We start from the raw sequence: 14716 nt of genomic DNA, 5'->3' as shown, positions 1-14716 counted from the left end.
TCCCGAGACTCGAAGCATGATCGTTATCACCACTCCCACCGGGCAGATCGGCAGCCGGCTGCTGGAGATCCTGCTCGACGAAAAGCCCACTCCCGATGCGGAACTGCGCGTCATCGTCCGCGATCCCGGGAAACTCCCCGAGCGGGTCCGCGCCCGCGTCGACGTCGTCGTCGGCTCCCACGGCGACCCCGGCGTCGTGGACCGGGCCCTGTCCGGTGCGGACGCCGTGTTCTGGCTGGTGCCGGGGGATCCCGGTGCGCCGAGCCTGGACGCGGTGTATTCCGGATTCACCCGCCCGGCCGCCAAGGCGTTCACCGCGCGGGGCGTCGGGCATGTCGTCGGCGTCTCCTCGCTCGGCCGCGGCACCCCGGTGGCCGGCCGCGCCGGGCACGTGACGGCGTCGCTGGCGATGGACGATCTCATCGGGAGCACCGGCGTGGCCTATCGGGCGCTGGCGAATCCGCCGTTCATGGACAACCTGCTGTGGCAGGTGGTTTCGATCCGCGACGACGGCGTCTTCACCGGCACCGGCATCGCGGACCTGGCCGCCCCGATCGTGGCCACCCGCGATATCGCGGCGGCGGCGGCCGATCTGCTGATCGACCGCACGTGGACCGGTGCGGACGAAGTCCCCGTCGTGGGGCCGGAGGAGCTGTCGCCGGAGGATATGGCCCGCATCATGTCCGGGGTGCTCGGCCGCCCGATCCGGTATGTGCAGCAGTCGCTCGAGGACCTGCGCGCCGGGATGTCCGCGCACGGGGCGGGCGGGGCGATCGTGCAGGGCTACGTCGACATGGCGCGCGCGGCGAACGAGGGACTCTACGACGGCGTGCCGCGCACGCCGGGCAGCACCGGCCCGACGACCTTCCACGAATGGTGTGAGCTCGTCCTGGCCCCGGCGGTGCGGGCATGAGCACCGCACTCGTCGTCGGCGCGTCCCGCGGCCTCGGCCTGGGCCTGGCGGCAACCTACGCGCGCCGCGGCTGGGACGTCATCGGCACCGTCCGCGGCGCCGGGCATACCGGCCTGCACGATCTGGCCGCGGCGTCCGGCGGCCGGGTCACCGTCGAATCCCTGGACATGACGGAGCAGGACCAGCTCGCCGCGCTGCGCGACCGCCTCGCCGGCCGCCGGCTCGACCTGTTGTTCGTCAATGCCGCGATCACCCTGGGCAACCTTCCGATCGGGGAGGTCCCGACGGAGATGTTTGTCGAGGTCATGGTCACCAACGCGCTGAGTCCGCTGCGCGTGGTCGAGTCCCTGCGCACGCTGGTCGCGCCCGCCGGGACGATCGGCGTGATGTCCTCGCGCCAGGGCAGTCTCGCCCTGAACGTCAACGGCGGCCACGAGCTCTACCGCGCGAGCAAGTCCGCCCTGAATCAGCTGATGCGCAGCTACGCCGTGCGCCACGCCGACGCCGGGCACACCCTGTTGCTGGTCTGCCCGGGCCATGTCCGCACCGAGCTCGGCGGCGCGGACGCGCCGCTGACGATCGAGGAGTCCATCCCGGGCGTCGTCGACACGATCGAACGTCATCGCGGCGAGCCGGGGTTGAAATTCGTCAACTATCAGGACGAGACGGTGCCCTGGTAGCGGCGGGGTCATCGATTGCCCGGGGGCGAATCCTCGGACGACGGGGCTCCGGTGGCGGCCGGAGTCGCTGTGGCGGTGGGGCTTACGGGATCGAGTGTCTCGGCCGGGCGGCCGGGTCGACACTTCGCGCGACCCTGCGCGGCGTGCAAGCCGCGCGGGGTCGCCTCGGGTGTGGATCGGCGGGGAGACGGCGTCGAAACGGTTCGGAGTTGCGGGGGTGGCAGCACTGCGCGGAATGCGAAAATGCAATCGCTGCAAGGAATTGCGTGCTCACGGCTGGCGCGTGGCGTGCGGACCGTGCCGGATGGAGTCCGGCCTCCGCGATCGAGTCGCCGGGCTCGGTGCTGCGGCGGCCCGGCGCGCCGGGCAGCGGCGAAATGTCTATGTCGTATACCCCTGAGTGTCGGTGCGGGCGGCTACTGTTGATGACGTGGCCGCAATTGCGTTCTTGGTCGCGGGCATCCTGCTCGCCGCCGCCGAGATGCTCACCGGTGATTTCACGCTGCTCATGCTGGGTGGCGCCGCGCTGGTGACGGCCGGCGTGGGCGGGATCGCGGATAGCTCGGCGATCATCGACGCGGTCGTGTTCGGGGTGAGCGCGCTGGCGCTGCTGTTCCTCGTGCGTCCGCTTCTGTTGCGCCGCTTCGCCGTTCCGCCGACCACGCCCACGAATGTGCACGCGCTTCCGGGTAAGACGGCCAAGGTGCTCGAGGCGGTCGACGAGGAGTCCGGCCGGGTGAAGATCGACGGTGAGGTCTGGAGCGCGCGGTCCTTGGACCCGACAGAGCGTTATGCCGAGGGGGAAACCGTGTACGTGATGAAGATCGACGGCGCGCACGCCGTCGTGTGGAAGGGGCCCTAATGGTTGCACTGATAGTCGCCGTAGTCCTGGTCCTGTTGGTCGCGGTGGTGTTGTTCCGTTCGATTGCGCTGGTGCCGCAGGCCGAGGCGGCGGTGATCGAGCGGCTGGGGCGGTACTCGCGCACCGTGTCCGGGCAGCTGACGCTGCTGGTGCCGTTCGCCGATCGGGTGCGGGCCCGGGTGGACCTGCGCGAGCGGGTGGTGTCCTTCCCGCCGCAGCCGGTGATCACCCAGGACAACCTCACCGTGCAGATCGACTCGGTGGTGTATTTCCAGGTCACCAGCCCGCAGGCCGCGGTGTACGAGATCAGCAACTACATCGCCGCGGTCGAGCAGCTGACCATCACCACCCTGCGCAACGTGGTCGGCGGCATGACCCTGGAGGAGACACTGACCTCCCGCGACCAGATCAACTCGCAGCTGCGCGGCGTGCTCGACGAGGCCACCGGCCGGTGGGGGTTGCGGGTGTCGCGCGTCGAGCTCAAGGCCATCGATCCGCCGCCATCGATTCAGGAATCGATGGAGAAGCAGATGAAGGCCGACCGCGAGAAGCGCGCGATCATCCTGACCGCGGAGGGTAACCGCGAGGCCCAGATCAAGACGGCCGAGGGCGCCAAGCAGGCACAGATCCTCGCCGCGGAGGGCTCCAAGCAGTCCGCCATCCTGTCCGCCGAGGGTGAGCGGCAGAGCCGTATCCTGCGCGCCCAGGGTGAACGCGCGGCCGCCTACCTGCAGGCCCAGGGCCAGGCCAAGGCGATCGAAAAGGTCTTCGCGGCAATCAAATCGGGCAAGCCCACGCCCGAACTGCTTGCCTACCAATACATGCAGACGCTGCCGCTCGTCGCGAAGGGCGATGCCAACAAGGTCTGGATGGTGCCCAGCGATTTCGGCAAGGCGCTCGAGGGTTTCGCCCGTAACTTCGGCACCCAGGGCGAGGACGGCGTGTTCCGGTACGAGCCGAGCACCGACGGTGACAGCCCGGTGGCCGAGGACGACACCGACGAGGTCGCCGACTGGTTCGACGTGTCGACCGACCCGGCCGCCGCACGGGCGGTTCGCGCGGCCGAGGCGGCCGCGGCCACCCCGGTCGAGGCGCCGGTGCCGCCGATCGGGGGGCGGAATACGCCCGGGCAGGCGAGCATTTCGCCGCAGCGTACCCCGGCGCAGTTCCAGCCGCAGTATCAGGCACCGCCGCAGCAGCGGCCGAGTCAGGAGCAGACCCGGGGGTGGCAGCCGCCGGAGCCGCCGGGACGGTAACGGACCGGCCTGGTCCGGCGATGTAGCAATCGTCGGACCGGGGACCGGTGACGGGGTGTACTGCAAGGAAGCGGTATTCGGGGGATGGTTACGCGACGGGCCGTGCTACAGGCCGGATTGATCCTGCCGTTCGCGGGGGCATGCGCGCCGGAGATTCTGCGCGGCAGTTCGGGAGCGCTGCGAATTGCGGTGTCCTGGAGCGGATCCGAACTGGAGGCCTTTCGCGCGGTACTGGACGGGGTGCGGTCCGGTCGCAGCGCGCCGCAGTTCACCGACCCGGTGGAGGTCGTGCCGCTGGGTGACGATATCGATACCGCGCTCACTGCGGGCCGCGATGCGCCGGACATCGTGATGCTGCCTGACGCCGGCCGGATCCAGGATCTCGCGGGCACGACGTTGCGCGCGATGCACGAATCGCTGTGGGCACCGGACGGTGTGCAGCGCTATCCCGATTCGTGGTGGAACGTGCTGTGGCATACCGATCCCCGCGCCCGCCAGGCCAGCCTCTTCGGCCTGCCGTTCAAGTCCGCGAACATGTCCCTGGTCTGGTACGACCGCGAGGCGTTTCCCCCGGACGACCCGCCACGGGAGTGGTGCCTGGCGGACTGGTCGCGAAAGGTCGATGAATACGCCCGCGGCGACCGCCGCCTGTTCGCCCTCGGCGCCGCGGACGGCTGGGTGCTGGCGTATCACTTCTCGAACGTGCTGCGCGCGATAGCGCGCGAGGAGTACGAGAGTCTGGCGAAGTCGCCCGCGGGCTGGGATCGGCCTGAGGTGCGAACGACGCTGCATATGCTCGGCGCCATCTGGGGGCACGCACGGGCATTTCCGGGTGGGGTCGCCGATACGCTGCGACGGCAGTTTCCCGACGCCGTGCGAGATGTGTTCCTGTACGGCCGGGCCGCGATGGTGGTGGCACCGGATTATGCGGAACCCATTGTGCGAGAATGCCTTCGGCGCACGGGCCGGGGCGAGTCCAGCGTCGGCGTGATGCCGTTTCCGGCCTTTCGGAGGGCCGAGTATGCCGTCGCCCCTCGCATCGGCGGCGGCGACGTCATGGTGGTGACCTCGGCGGCGTCCGAACGCGCCGACGACCTCGTGGCCGCATTGGCCGCCCCCTCGGCTCCGGAGCCGTGGGTCACCCGCTACGGCGGTTTCGTGCAGCCGCGGCTCGATGCACCCGAACCGGCGTCCTACTACGGGGTGTTCGAGCCGGTGCACGCACAGATGAACAGCTGGGACGTCTTCGACTTCGCGGATCTGGCGGGGCCGCGCGGGCGGCGGAACGGGCTGTGGCGCATTCTGACTCGATTTCTCACCGATGTCGGCGGCCACGGGTCCGCCGCCGTGGATGCGGCCACCGAGCACGCGATCGGCGATCTGGAGCAGACGTGGCTGTGACGGAACCTGCGACAGGCATCGATCGGATCGAGGCCAACGGTCTGCGCCTGGAGCTGGCGCCCCGCCGCATGTCCGGTGCGCTGGTGAGCGGATGGCAGCTGCGGGGGCTGGCGCCGCTGGTGCTGCAACTGCCGGCGCTGGCGCTCATGCTCCTGCTGGTGGCGCCCGCACTGACGACGGTATGGCTCGCCGCGGGGCCGCGGCCGCTGGTCGTGGTGTGCTGTGCGGCCGTGGTCTGCGCCGCGTGGACGGTGCGCCGGTTGCACGAGAATCGCTGGCTGCCGCGCGCGTGGGACCTGGTGATGTGGTCGCTGTGGCTGGCCGGCGCGGTGGTCGCGGCGATCGTGGCGGCCGTGCAGCTGCGCTGGTGGCCGCTGGCGTGCTGGACGATCGCGGCCGGGGTCGGCGCGGCGCTGCTGTGGTTGTGGCTGCGGAAATCGGTGGGCCGGTTGCGAACCGCGCAGCTGCCGGCGGTGGTGGGCGTGACGGCGGTGGGGATCCTGTACGGCACCAGCGACGGGATCGAGTCGTACACGATCACCGTGGCCTGGGTGCTGCTCACGGTGCTGATGCTCGGATTGACGATCCTGATCGCGTGGACGCTGCGGCACACCTGGTGGCCGTGGTGGCCGCTGATCGTGCCGTTCGGCGTTTCGGCGTTCGTCGCGGGCCTGGCGGGGCGGCTGATCATCGAATGGTTCGCCGATGGCGTCACGAGCGTGCCGGGGCAGAAGTTCCTCTATGCGCTGATGCTGGGCGGAGCATTCACCTGGGTCTGGTTCGGCGCGCTGTTCGTGCTGGTGCGCGTGGCGATCGCCAGCATCGAGGCCGACCCGGTCCGCAGCAGCGATCTGGCCGCGCTCACCGGCTGGCGGCGCTGGTGGCGACTGCTCGCGCTGCTGAACCCCGTGCTTGTGATCGTCGGACTGGTGGTCACCGTCGCCGCGGCCCGGGTCTTCGACGTCATTCTCGTGGGAGTTCCCGGTCCGCTGCAGTACACATTGGACAGCGTGACCCTGCACTGGTGGTATCTCCCCGCGGCCTCCGGCGGCGACCGCGCTGCCGCCGCCGCATTTTCGCTGCCCCTGGCGGTGCTGGTCGGCCTGCTCGCCTGGCTGCTGCAAATGGGCATGCCGCGCCATCACACTCGCTGGCCCACCCCACCGCGAGCCGCGCTTCCGGTACATCTGCGAATGTCGGTCGACGCGATCCGATACCGCGGCCCGGCGTCCGGCCCCGCACGACGCGGTCTGCTGACTGCGGTCGCCATCGGCAGCGCCGCCCGGGCCCTGCGCATTCTTGCCGCCACCCTGACGACGATCGCGACGGTCGTTCGGCCGAGCGGCCATGCGTCCTGCGATCCTCGGCTTGCCGGTGCTGCACTGTCCAGTGCCGCGCACACCAACGCTGGGTCATATGTCGCTGAGGAGAGCGCCGCCAGGGAAGGCGGGCACAGCGACGTTCAGCCGAGTGCCGGGGTTGGGGGTGCCGTCGGTGAGAGCGGTACCGAAAGCAGCAGTGGGGAAGTGAGTGTCGCGCGAATCGGCGGCGGTGTAGTCGGCATCGCCGGCGGCGGCGGCGCCGCGGCCGACACCGGGACAGGCAACGCTGGGCACAGCGGTGTTTGGTCGGGTACCGCTGGGGACCATAGTGCCGAGATGGGTGCGGTCGGCGAGGGCGGCATCGAGAGCGGCAGTGGGGAAGCGAGTGTCGCCCGCAAGGTCAGCAACGAGGCCGGTGTCGGGAGTTTCGGAGGAGGGGTGGATGTTTCGAGTGAGGGCGGTACCGAGGATGGCCGCGCGGCGTCGAATGTCACCGGGGACGGTAGTGGCGGATCGGATGGTGTGAGGTCCGAGGCAGGCATTGCCGCGTACGTGGGTGCGGCGGCGGGCCAGGAGAGGCGTGTCGTTGCGAATGGTGCTGTGGGCGACGGTGATTGGGCCGTGCGGGTGGCGATCGCGCGAGAAGTCGGCAGGCGTGCGACACGATTGAGTCGGCGGGCGGATGGCATTGGGGCGCAGATCGATTCGCTGAGCGCGCGGATGCGGCGGCGAGTGCTTCCGGTGGGGTGGCAGGCGGGAGGTCTGTGCCTGCGGGTAGGGCTGGTGTCGTTGGTACTGCTGTTGCCGCTGGCGGTGCTGGTCGTGAACAGCTGGCGCGGGCTCGACGGTCCCGCCCTGGTCGGGCCGGGATCGGTGTGGCGCGACGGCGAGCTGTGGCGCGCGCTGCGGAACACGGCGCTGGTGGCGGCGGTGGCGAGCGTGCTGACCGTGACGGCGGCGCTGCCGCCGGCGTACTACGCTGCCGCGCCGGAGCCGGCATCCGGGCGGGCGGCGTCGTCGGCGCGGGCGCGCTCGCGCGCGGTGATGGGATTGCTGGTGGTGCTCGCGGTGCTGCCCGCGCAGGTGTACCTGGGCCCGATCCGGTCGTACATCACCGATCACGGCCTGGCGGGTACCTCGATGCCGTTGATTCTGGTGCATGCGGCGATCGGGCTGCCGATAGCGATCCTGATTCTGCGCGGCGCGCTGCTCGCACCCGCGGACAGTCCTCTGGCCGAGTCGCAGCGGGATCCCGCCAGCGTCGGGTATCGGGTGCGCGGCGTGGCCCGGACCGCCGGACCGGCCGTGGTCGCGGTGCTGGTGCTGCAGCTGGTGCAGGTGTGGAACGACTTCTTCATCGGGCTGCAAGTGCGTGGCGCCGACGCGAGCCCGTGGTCGCTGCTGTTGTGGAGCGAGGCGCGGCAGGTTCACGAGGGCGTGGCGCACCTGGCCGCCGCCGGGCTGCTGTCCTCGGTGCCGCCGGTCCTGCTCCTGCTGCTGACGTGGCGGCGGTTCCTGGTGCCCGGCCTGACCGGAGGGGTGCTGCGATGACCTCGGGCGAGCGCATCGACGGCGCCGAGCCCGGCGCCCCGGAATCCTCGGCCGAGGCCGTCGCGAAATCGTCGGTGTGGCAGGGACTTCTGCGGACCGCGTCGGTCTTTTCCACCTCGATGCTTTTGGAAATTATCAGCAAACTCCTGGAAAAGCAGGTGGGCGAGAGCCGGGCGCTGACTTCGGTCTCCTCCTGGCTGAGCCGCATCGCGGTGCTGGTGGTGCTGGCGGCGGCCGGATATGTGTTGGTGCGCCAGGCAATTCGCACCTGGGAGCACGTGTGGGCACAGCGAGAGCTGCGGCTGACCGCCGACCTGATCTCGCCGGGAGCGCCGGTGCGGTCGTGGCCGAGCGCCATCGGTGCGGAACCGGAACCTCCCGTGCGTCAGGTGAATCGGGATCCGCAGCTGCCCGCCGGCTGCGACGATCGCGTGCTGAAGGTGCTCAGCGCGCTGCCGTTCGACAGGTACGAGACGGCGGCCCTGTACGACCTGGTGTCCGCGGTGCTCACCGCCCGCCAGCGGCTCCCGAAGGACGCGCCCGCCGACCGGAACGGTTCCGCCGCCACGGAAATCGAGGGGCTCATCGGGGCCGGGATCCTGGCCCGCGACACTCGCGATCGGCTCCGGGTGGTGTGCGTGCTGCCCGCCGACATGGTCGACGGAATCGCGGACGGCCCCGAGTGGGGGGCCGCGCTCCAGACGCTGGTGGGTCATCACGCCGATCGTGCGACCCGATGGGCCGCGGCGCTGGACACCGGCCGGCTCGGCGCCGGCGCACGGCGCTGGTTCGAGCAGGAGGACGCGCATCTCATCGCGCTCATCCGGGACTGCCGCGAGATCGGCCGGAGCAGGCTTTCGGCGGCGGTGCCGGAACTGATCCGGCTGGCCGACGCGCTCGATCGCTGGTACGCCCGCAATGGCTGGAGTGCCGCGAAAGACGGTCTGGCACTGAGTATCGCCGAGATCACCACGCCGGCCGGTGAGCCGGTGGAGCACGAATTGGCGCGGGTGCGCCTCGGCGCGCGGGACGTCGAATCGGCGGTGTCGTGGCTGCATCGCTACAAGTCCTCCCTGGTCGCCCGGCGTGACCAGGGCGAGGCGATGCGGCGGTTGCGGGAGGACTGGACCGACGAGGCTACGAGGGTCCGCGCGCTCGAGGGGGCCGCCGCGCTGCTCGAGCGCGCGTGGGGGCGGGTTCCGGCCCGGGATGTCGCGGGGGCGGTCTGCATCCTGGTCGACCTGGCGATCGTACGCCTGCACCTCGGGAGCCTGGATGCCGCGCGCAACTGCCTGGGGGTCGCGCAGTCCCTGGCCGCGGACGACCGTGATCCCGCGGGGCTGGCCCACGTCTACGAGACGATGGGAGTGCTGCGGTGGCAGCGCGGGGAGGCACGTCGCGCCCTGCACGACTGGCAGCGGGCGCTGACCCGCTACCGGGACCTGGATCATGCCCTGGGGATCGCACGCTGCCTGCAGCATCTCGGATCGGCGATGGCCCTGGTGCCCGAGTACGGCGGTCTGCTGCTGAACGGGTCGCCGGGCCGCGGCGAGGTGCTGCGGCAGGCCGGTGGGTGGCTCGCGCACGCCGGGGAGGTGCGCCCGCGGGGCGAGCACGGTGTCCCGGATGCGCCACTGACCGTTGCGGCCCAGGTCAGGGTGCGGGACCGGTTGCTGTCGGAGCCGGGCCTGTTCGATCCGGAGCTGGGCTCGCCGGGCCCGCTGCTGCTCACGGACGTGGACCGCTGGCCGCTGCCCGCGCCCGAGGACGCTCCGGCGCCCGCAGACCGGTGAACCGGGCCCCGCTCTCTCAGCGGTCCGGATCACAATTTCGGTGTGATCCCGAACACATAACGGAACTATAACTACAGGAATGTAGTCCGTCATTTTCGGCAGGTCGTGCGCGGGAATCCGCGAGATCGTCGGACGATTAATATAAATAACTGCTGTTATCTGGACGTGATCTGCGGCGAATTCTCCGTTACCGTCGGCGTCGGCCCGGAACACGGGCTGGAACTCGTATCGTCGAACGCCGGAAACCTGTCCCGTGATACGAGCTTCGAACCCGACATTTTCTGGGGACAGGGCTCGGTGACGCGATATTGCCGGGTGGTTGGGCGCAGGCAGGGAAAACCATATGTCTCGCAACCGCAAGATCAGCACGCTCGGACTCACTGCCGTCGCCGGCGCCCTCATCGCCGTTCCGTTCGGCCTGACCGCGACCGCGTCCGCGGCCGGTGGCCACAACTGGGATGCCGTCGCGCAGTGTGAGGCCAGCGGTAACTGGGGTGCCAACACCGGTAACGGCTTCTACGGTGGCCTGCAGTTCACCCAGAGCACCTGGAATGCCTACGGTGGCAGCGGCAACCCCGCGAGCGCCAGCCGGGCCGAGCAGATCCGCGTCGCGGAGAAGGTGCTCGCCGGCCAGGGCCCCGGCGCGTGGCCCGTCTGCGGCCGCAACCTGTAAGGCGCCGCTCTCAGGGGCAACAACAAGCATCAGCACGGCCCCGCCGTCCGGTTCGTCCGGGTGGCGGGGCCGTGTTCTGTTTCGGCGCGTCAGCCCGTCGGCACCACCACCGTCGCACTCGCCGTCCGTGCGGCAGGTTGTCGCTAGAAGGTTCTGTGCTCGAACTATATCGTCAAGACTTCGCTGTCGCCTCCTGTGGATGGCTGGCCGATCGGCCTCGGGAAGCGTGCGATGACCGGCGATATACGTCCGGTTCAGCGTCTGTTTTGCGATCCTAGGCCAGCGGTTACAAGCACATCAATGTTCTGTTCTAGAATAAAAATGTTGCATGTGTGTGCGGGAGGTCTGTGATGTTGTTCGTCGAGTCGGCTCGTCCTGCGTTCGTGCGAGACCATCCGCGGGCGGGGTGGCTCGCGGTGGGGGCGGTGTGCCTGGGCGCGTTCATGGGCCAGCTCGACGCGAGCATCGTCACGCTCACGTTCCCGGCGGTGCAGCGCGAATTCCGGGCGCCCCTGGCTGGAGTGGAGTGGGTGTCGCTGGCCTACCTGCTGACGGTCGTCGGTCTGGTGGTGGCGGCCGGGCGGATCGCCGATTCGATCGGCCGCAAGGTCGTCTATCTGCAGGGATTCGTGGTCTTCACGGTCGCCTCGGCCGCCTGTGCGCTCGCGCCGGGGCTGGGCTGGCTGATCGGGTTCCGGGTATTGCAGGCCATCGGTGCGGCGATGCTGCAGGCCAACAGCGTCGCGCTGGTGGTCACCAGCGTGCCCGCGCGCCGCATGCGTTCGGCGCTCGGCGTGCAGGCCGGGGCACAGGCGCTGGGGCTCGCGCTGGGGCCGGCGATCGGCGGGCTCATGGTCGATTCCATCGGCTGGCGCTGGGTGTACGGGGTGAACGTCCCGGTCGGCATCATCGCGCTGATCGCGGGCCGCTACCTGCTGCCGCGCACCCGGCATCGCGCCGCTCTGACCGAATTCGATTGGCGCGGACTGCTTTTGCTGATCACCTGCACCAGTTCGGCGCTGCTGGCGGTGTCCTCGATCTCGGGCCTTCCGGTCCCCGGCTGGGCGCCCGTCGCGCTGGCGGCGCTGGCGCTGGTCAGCGGGGCGGGGCTGTGGTGGTGGTCGCGCCGGGCGACCGATCCGCTCATCGATCTGGCGATGCTGCGCCCACGCGCGGTCGGCGCCGGGCTGGTCGGGGCGTTTGCGGCATATCTGGTGCTGTTCGGCCCGCTCGCGTTGTTCCCGCAGCTGCACGGCGCGACCGCGGGCAGATCCGGGCTGATCCTGACCGCCCTGCCCGCCGGATTCGCCCTGGCCGCTGTCGGCGGCGGCAAGGTGCTGCCGCCGGACTGGGACGGCCGGCTGCGCGGGCGGCTGGGCGCGGCCGCGGCGATGATCGCGCTGGCCGCGCTGGTGGCGGACACCGCGGCGTGGTGGTCGTTCGCCTGGCTGGGCGTGCTCGGGCTCGGCCTGGGCGTCTTCATCCCGAGCAACAACACCGGCATCATGAGCGCGGTCCCGGCGGGACGCTCGGCCACGAGCGGGGGACTGGTCAATATGGGCCGCGGACTGGGCACCGCGGGCGGCGTCGCCGTGGTTACCCTGGCGCTGCACGTGGAGCGCCAGTCCAGCGCACCGTCCGCGGCGCCGCGGCTGGCGCTGATCGGACTGCTGTTCTTCGCGATCCTGGCCGCCGCGTCGACGCTGACCGGGCGCCGGGCACAATCACAGGCATCCGTGCACCGTGAGGAGGCGCCCATGAGTGAACCGCCGGCCCAGCCCGCGGCCGTCCGGCCCGCCGAGGGCGCCGTCGCCGAGGTGATCGCATCCCTGCGCCGGGCGATGCGCCGCGCCGCCCGCGCCGCCGATCCGGGCAATACGCTGTCGGTCGCGCAGCTCGAACTGCTGTCCTGCGTGGCCGAGCATCCCGGGATCCGGCCCGGGCAGGTGGCCCGGCTGTTGCGCCTGGCGCCGAATTCGGTCACCACGCTGGTGAACGGATTGCAGACCCAGCGCATGATCACCCGGGCCCCGGGCGAGGACCGCCGTGCGGTGACCCTCACCCTCACCGAGGACGGTGTCGCGGCCGTGCGCGGCTGGCAGGCGACCAACACGGACATCCTGCGCACCGCCCTGGACGACCTGCACCCGGGCTGGCAGCACCTGCTCGCGGCTGCCATGCCGGCCCTCGCCGAACTCACCCGGGCCATCGATACCCTGGCGGATCCCGCACCGGCGCAACGCGACCAGGAGCGCGAGCAACGTGATCCCGAACCCGTGCCGGGCACCGGGAAGGCGGGCTGAGTCCGAATCGAATCCAGGCGGCGACCGCAGATGTAATTGGTTGCTGTGCAGCATGATTCGAACCGCAGGGTGTTGTCGACCAACGTCGATGGACCGCCGCACCGACGCCGCGGCGACCGGAATACAGCTCAGTAGTCCGCCGGATCGATGTCACGCAGGGCGCGGGCGATCATCTTGATCGGCTCGGTGCAGGTCGAATACCGCTGATGCGGATCCTTTGCCAGGCATTTGCGCAGAATCGAGCCGACCGCGCAGGGAATCCAGGAGCGGCGGCGCGAGATATCGGGCGGCGGCTCGTGCAATTGCGCGTCGGCGAGCTTATACCGATTCACCAGCGGGAACGGCGGCTGTCCGGTGAGCAGTTCCGCCGCGGAACAGGCGAGCGCGTACTGGTCGGTCGCCGGGCGAACTGGCTCGCCGCGCAACAATTCCGGGGCAGCATATGGCAGCGAGCCGACGATGAAACCCTCCGGGGTGAGTTTGGGCCCGGCGCCGCCCAACCGGCGGGCGGTGCCGAAATCGGAGAGCTTGACCCTCGCCACGAGATCCGGATCGGGATCGTGCGAACCGGCCCGCGATATCGGATCGGCATCCGGCGGCGGCGCCGGAATATCGCGGCTCACCAGCATATTGGCCGGTTTGACGTCCAGATGCAGCACCCGCATCGTGTGCGAATAGTCCAGGGCGCGGGCGATTCCGGTGAGTACGGCGACGACCATCGCCGGATCCGGATCCGGATCGGCACGCGGCTGTGGCCCGCGCGCGGCGGCGCCATCGATATATTCGTGCGACGACCACAGCCGCCCGTCGAATTCCCCGTGCGCGAACATCTGCACGATATTCGGGTGGTGCAGTTTGACCGCGACCTCGAATTCGTGGATGAACCGCGCCCGCGCCGAATCCGACTGCCCGGCGGCGGTATTCATGATCTTCAGCGCGACCGGACCCTGCCCGTCGTCGGCCAGATAGACCTCACTGCTCCCGCCCACTCCGAGCTGCGCCGCGATGACGAACCCCGCGAAGCGGTCTCCTGACCTGAATGACACGCCGCACAGCTTAAAGCGGATCGGCCGCGATTTCCGGGGTATCGGTGGCTCGAGGTTTGCGCCACATTCCGGCCCACGCCCAGGCAGGACCGGAATGAGGCTCGACATCGAACAGCGGAACCTCGGCAAGTTCCGGGTGCCAGGCCTCCAGCGTGGATATCCCGGGCGCCATGAGATTGGTTCCGGTGAAAAGCCTTTCGGTCTCGGTCCGATCACGGGTGATCAGGGTGATACCGGACCGCTCGGCGGCGTGCGCGGCCGGCTCCGCACCCCGGGGATCGAAATCGGCGGTGAAGTGGCTGGTGGCCAGGGATACATCAGAACCGAGATCAGCATGATTCCCACCGGCCGGTCGGGATCGATGGTTTCGGTGTATCGCGAATCACGCAGGATCGTCTCCGGATCGCGCAGGTCGGCGTGGATGAGGGTGGTGCGCCCCTCGGGCGTGCTCATCATCAGGGCCCGGGCGTGCGCGAGCACCAGCGGGTCCTTGTCCACGTAGACGATGCGTGCGGCCGGATCGACCTCCTGGGCCACCTCGTGGGTGTTGCGCGCGGTGGGCAATCCGGTGCCGATATCGAGGAACTGGGTGATGCCGAGTTCGGTGATGGCGTATCGCACGGTCCGTCCGAGAAATGCGCGGCTGGCCTCGGCCATGCTGCGAATGCCAGGGATATGGGCGGCGATCTCGTCGCCGAGTTTGCGGTCGGCGGGGTAGTTGTCGACCCCGCCGAGCCAATAGTCGTAAAAGCGCGCCTCGTGCGGGACGGTGGTGTCGATCGTGGCCGGCAGTGGTTCGGCCGACTACGCCGCGCCGAGTCGCCGTGCTCTGTGCAGGCAAGAACATGCGACGTGGGACTTGTCACGTCGCGTCTCAGGTATCTCACAGGCTTCGGTCAGTGCTCTCTTAAAGCTC

Annotated in this window: 10 protein-coding genes and 1 pseudogene; 9 read left to right on the top strand and 2 right to left on the bottom strand. The window is 69.9% G+C overall.

Annotated elements, in window-relative coordinates; all coding sequences use genetic code 11:
• The first annotated feature begins 16 nt into the window (after positions 1 to 16).
• The 9 genes from KO481_RS25270 to KO481_RS25230 all read left to right on the top strand — a co-directional run bounded on the left by KO481_RS25270 (position 17) and on the right by KO481_RS25230 (position 12754).
• Positions 17 to 913, top strand: coding sequence for an NAD(P)H-binding protein (locus KO481_RS25270; RefSeq protein WP_215920280.1), 897 nt, complete (start codon positions 17 to 19; stop codon positions 911 to 913).
• Positions 910 to 1593, top strand: a complete 684-nt coding sequence (locus KO481_RS25265) for an SDR family NAD(P)-dependent oxidoreductase (RefSeq protein WP_215920279.1) — start codon at positions 910 to 912, stop codon at positions 1591 to 1593. Before KO481_RS25270 ends, KO481_RS25265 begins: the two co-directional genes overlap by 4 nt.
• A gap of 430 nt (positions 1594 to 2023) precedes the next feature.
• Positions 2024 to 2455 carry an NfeD family protein gene (locus KO481_RS25260; protein WP_215920277.1) on the top strand — a complete coding sequence of 144 codons (432 nt, stop codon included), beginning with the start codon at positions 2024 to 2026 and terminating at the stop codon, positions 2453 to 2455.
• Complete coding sequence (locus KO481_RS25255; RefSeq protein ID WP_215920275.1) at positions 2455 to 3711, top strand: SPFH domain-containing protein; 1257 nt, start codon at positions 2455 to 2457, stop codon at positions 3709 to 3711. Before KO481_RS25260 ends, KO481_RS25255 begins: the two co-directional genes overlap by 1 nt.
• A gap of 84 nt (positions 3712 to 3795) precedes the next feature.
• A complete protein-coding gene (locus KO481_RS25250; protein WP_215920273.1) occupies positions 3796 to 5112 on the top strand; it encodes an ABC transporter substrate-binding protein in 1317 nt (438 codons plus the stop codon).
• On the top strand, positions 5103 to 7985 hold the full coding sequence (locus KO481_RS25245) for an ABC transporter permease family protein (RefSeq protein ID WP_215920272.1): 2883 nt from the start codon (positions 5103 to 5105) through the stop codon (positions 7983 to 7985). The genes KO481_RS25250 and KO481_RS25245 overlap by 10 nt, the downstream gene beginning before the upstream one ends.
• On the top strand, positions 7982 to 9778 hold the full coding sequence (locus KO481_RS25240; protein ID WP_215920271.1) for a hypothetical protein: 1797 nt from the start codon (positions 7982 to 7984) through the stop codon (positions 9776 to 9778). The genes KO481_RS25245 and KO481_RS25240 overlap by 4 nt, the downstream gene beginning before the upstream one ends.
• A gap of 343 nt (positions 9779 to 10121) precedes the next feature.
• The gene (locus tag KO481_RS25235) at positions 10122 to 10451 is read left to right on the top strand and encodes a transglycosylase family protein (RefSeq protein ID WP_215920270.1); all 330 of its coding nucleotides are present in this window, start codon (positions 10122 to 10124) and stop codon (positions 10449 to 10451) included.
• A 350-nt stretch (positions 10452 to 10801) separates the two neighbouring features.
• A complete protein-coding gene (locus KO481_RS25230; RefSeq protein ID WP_215920268.1) occupies positions 10802 to 12754 on the top strand; it encodes an MFS transporter in 1953 nt (650 codons plus the stop codon).
• Positions 12755 to 12882: 128 nt separating this feature from the next.
• Here the strand turns inward: KO481_RS25230 and KO481_RS25225 are convergent, their stop codons facing one another.
• Together KO481_RS25225 and KO481_RS25220 are read right to left on the bottom strand one after the other, a co-directional pair.
• Complete coding sequence (locus KO481_RS25225) at positions 12883 to 13800, bottom strand: serine/threonine-protein kinase (RefSeq protein WP_215920266.1); 918 nt, start codon at positions 13798 to 13800, stop codon at positions 12883 to 12885.
• Between the two features lie 10 nt (positions 13801 to 13810).
• A pseudogene (locus tag KO481_RS25220) lies at positions 13811 to 14580 on the bottom strand (SAM-dependent methyltransferase).
• Positions 14581 to 14716: the final 136 nt, after the last annotated feature.

This window comes from Nocardia albiluteola (assembly GCF_018860155.1).
GTDB classification, from domain to species: Bacteria; Actinomycetota; Actinomycetes; order Mycobacteriales; family Mycobacteriaceae; genus Nocardia; species Nocardia albiluteola.
Note: the sequence above shows the minus strand (reverse complement) of the source record. Positions and strands in the feature narration are given on the sequence as shown.

Bases quoted from the DNA above. Each gene is read 5' to 3' on its own strand.
- KO481_RS25255 (WP_215920275.1), top strand. From the start codon at position 2,455: ATGGTTGCACTGATAGTCGCCGTAGTCCTGGTCCTGTTGGTCGCGGTG.
- KO481_RS25265 (WP_215920279.1), top strand. From the start codon at position 910: ATGAGCACCGCACTCGTCGTCGGCGCGTCCCGCGGCCTCGGCCTGGGC.
- KO481_RS25240 (WP_215920271.1), top strand. From the start codon at position 7,982: ATGACCTCGGGCGAGCGCATCGACGGCGCCGAGCCCGGCGCCCCGGAA.
- KO481_RS25235 (WP_215920270.1), top strand. From the start codon at position 10,122: ATGTCTCGCAACCGCAAGATCAGCACGCTCGGACTCACTGCCGTCGCC.
- KO481_RS25250 (WP_215920273.1), top strand. From the start codon at position 3,796: ATGGTTACGCGACGGGCCGTGCTACAGGCCGGATTGATCCTGCCGTTC.
- KO481_RS25230 (WP_215920268.1), top strand. From the start codon at position 10,802: ATGTTGTTCGTCGAGTCGGCTCGTCCTGCGTTCGTGCGAGACCATCCG.
- KO481_RS25270 (WP_215920280.1), top strand. From the start codon at position 17: ATGATCGTTATCACCACTCCCACCGGGCAGATCGGCAGCCGGCTGCTG.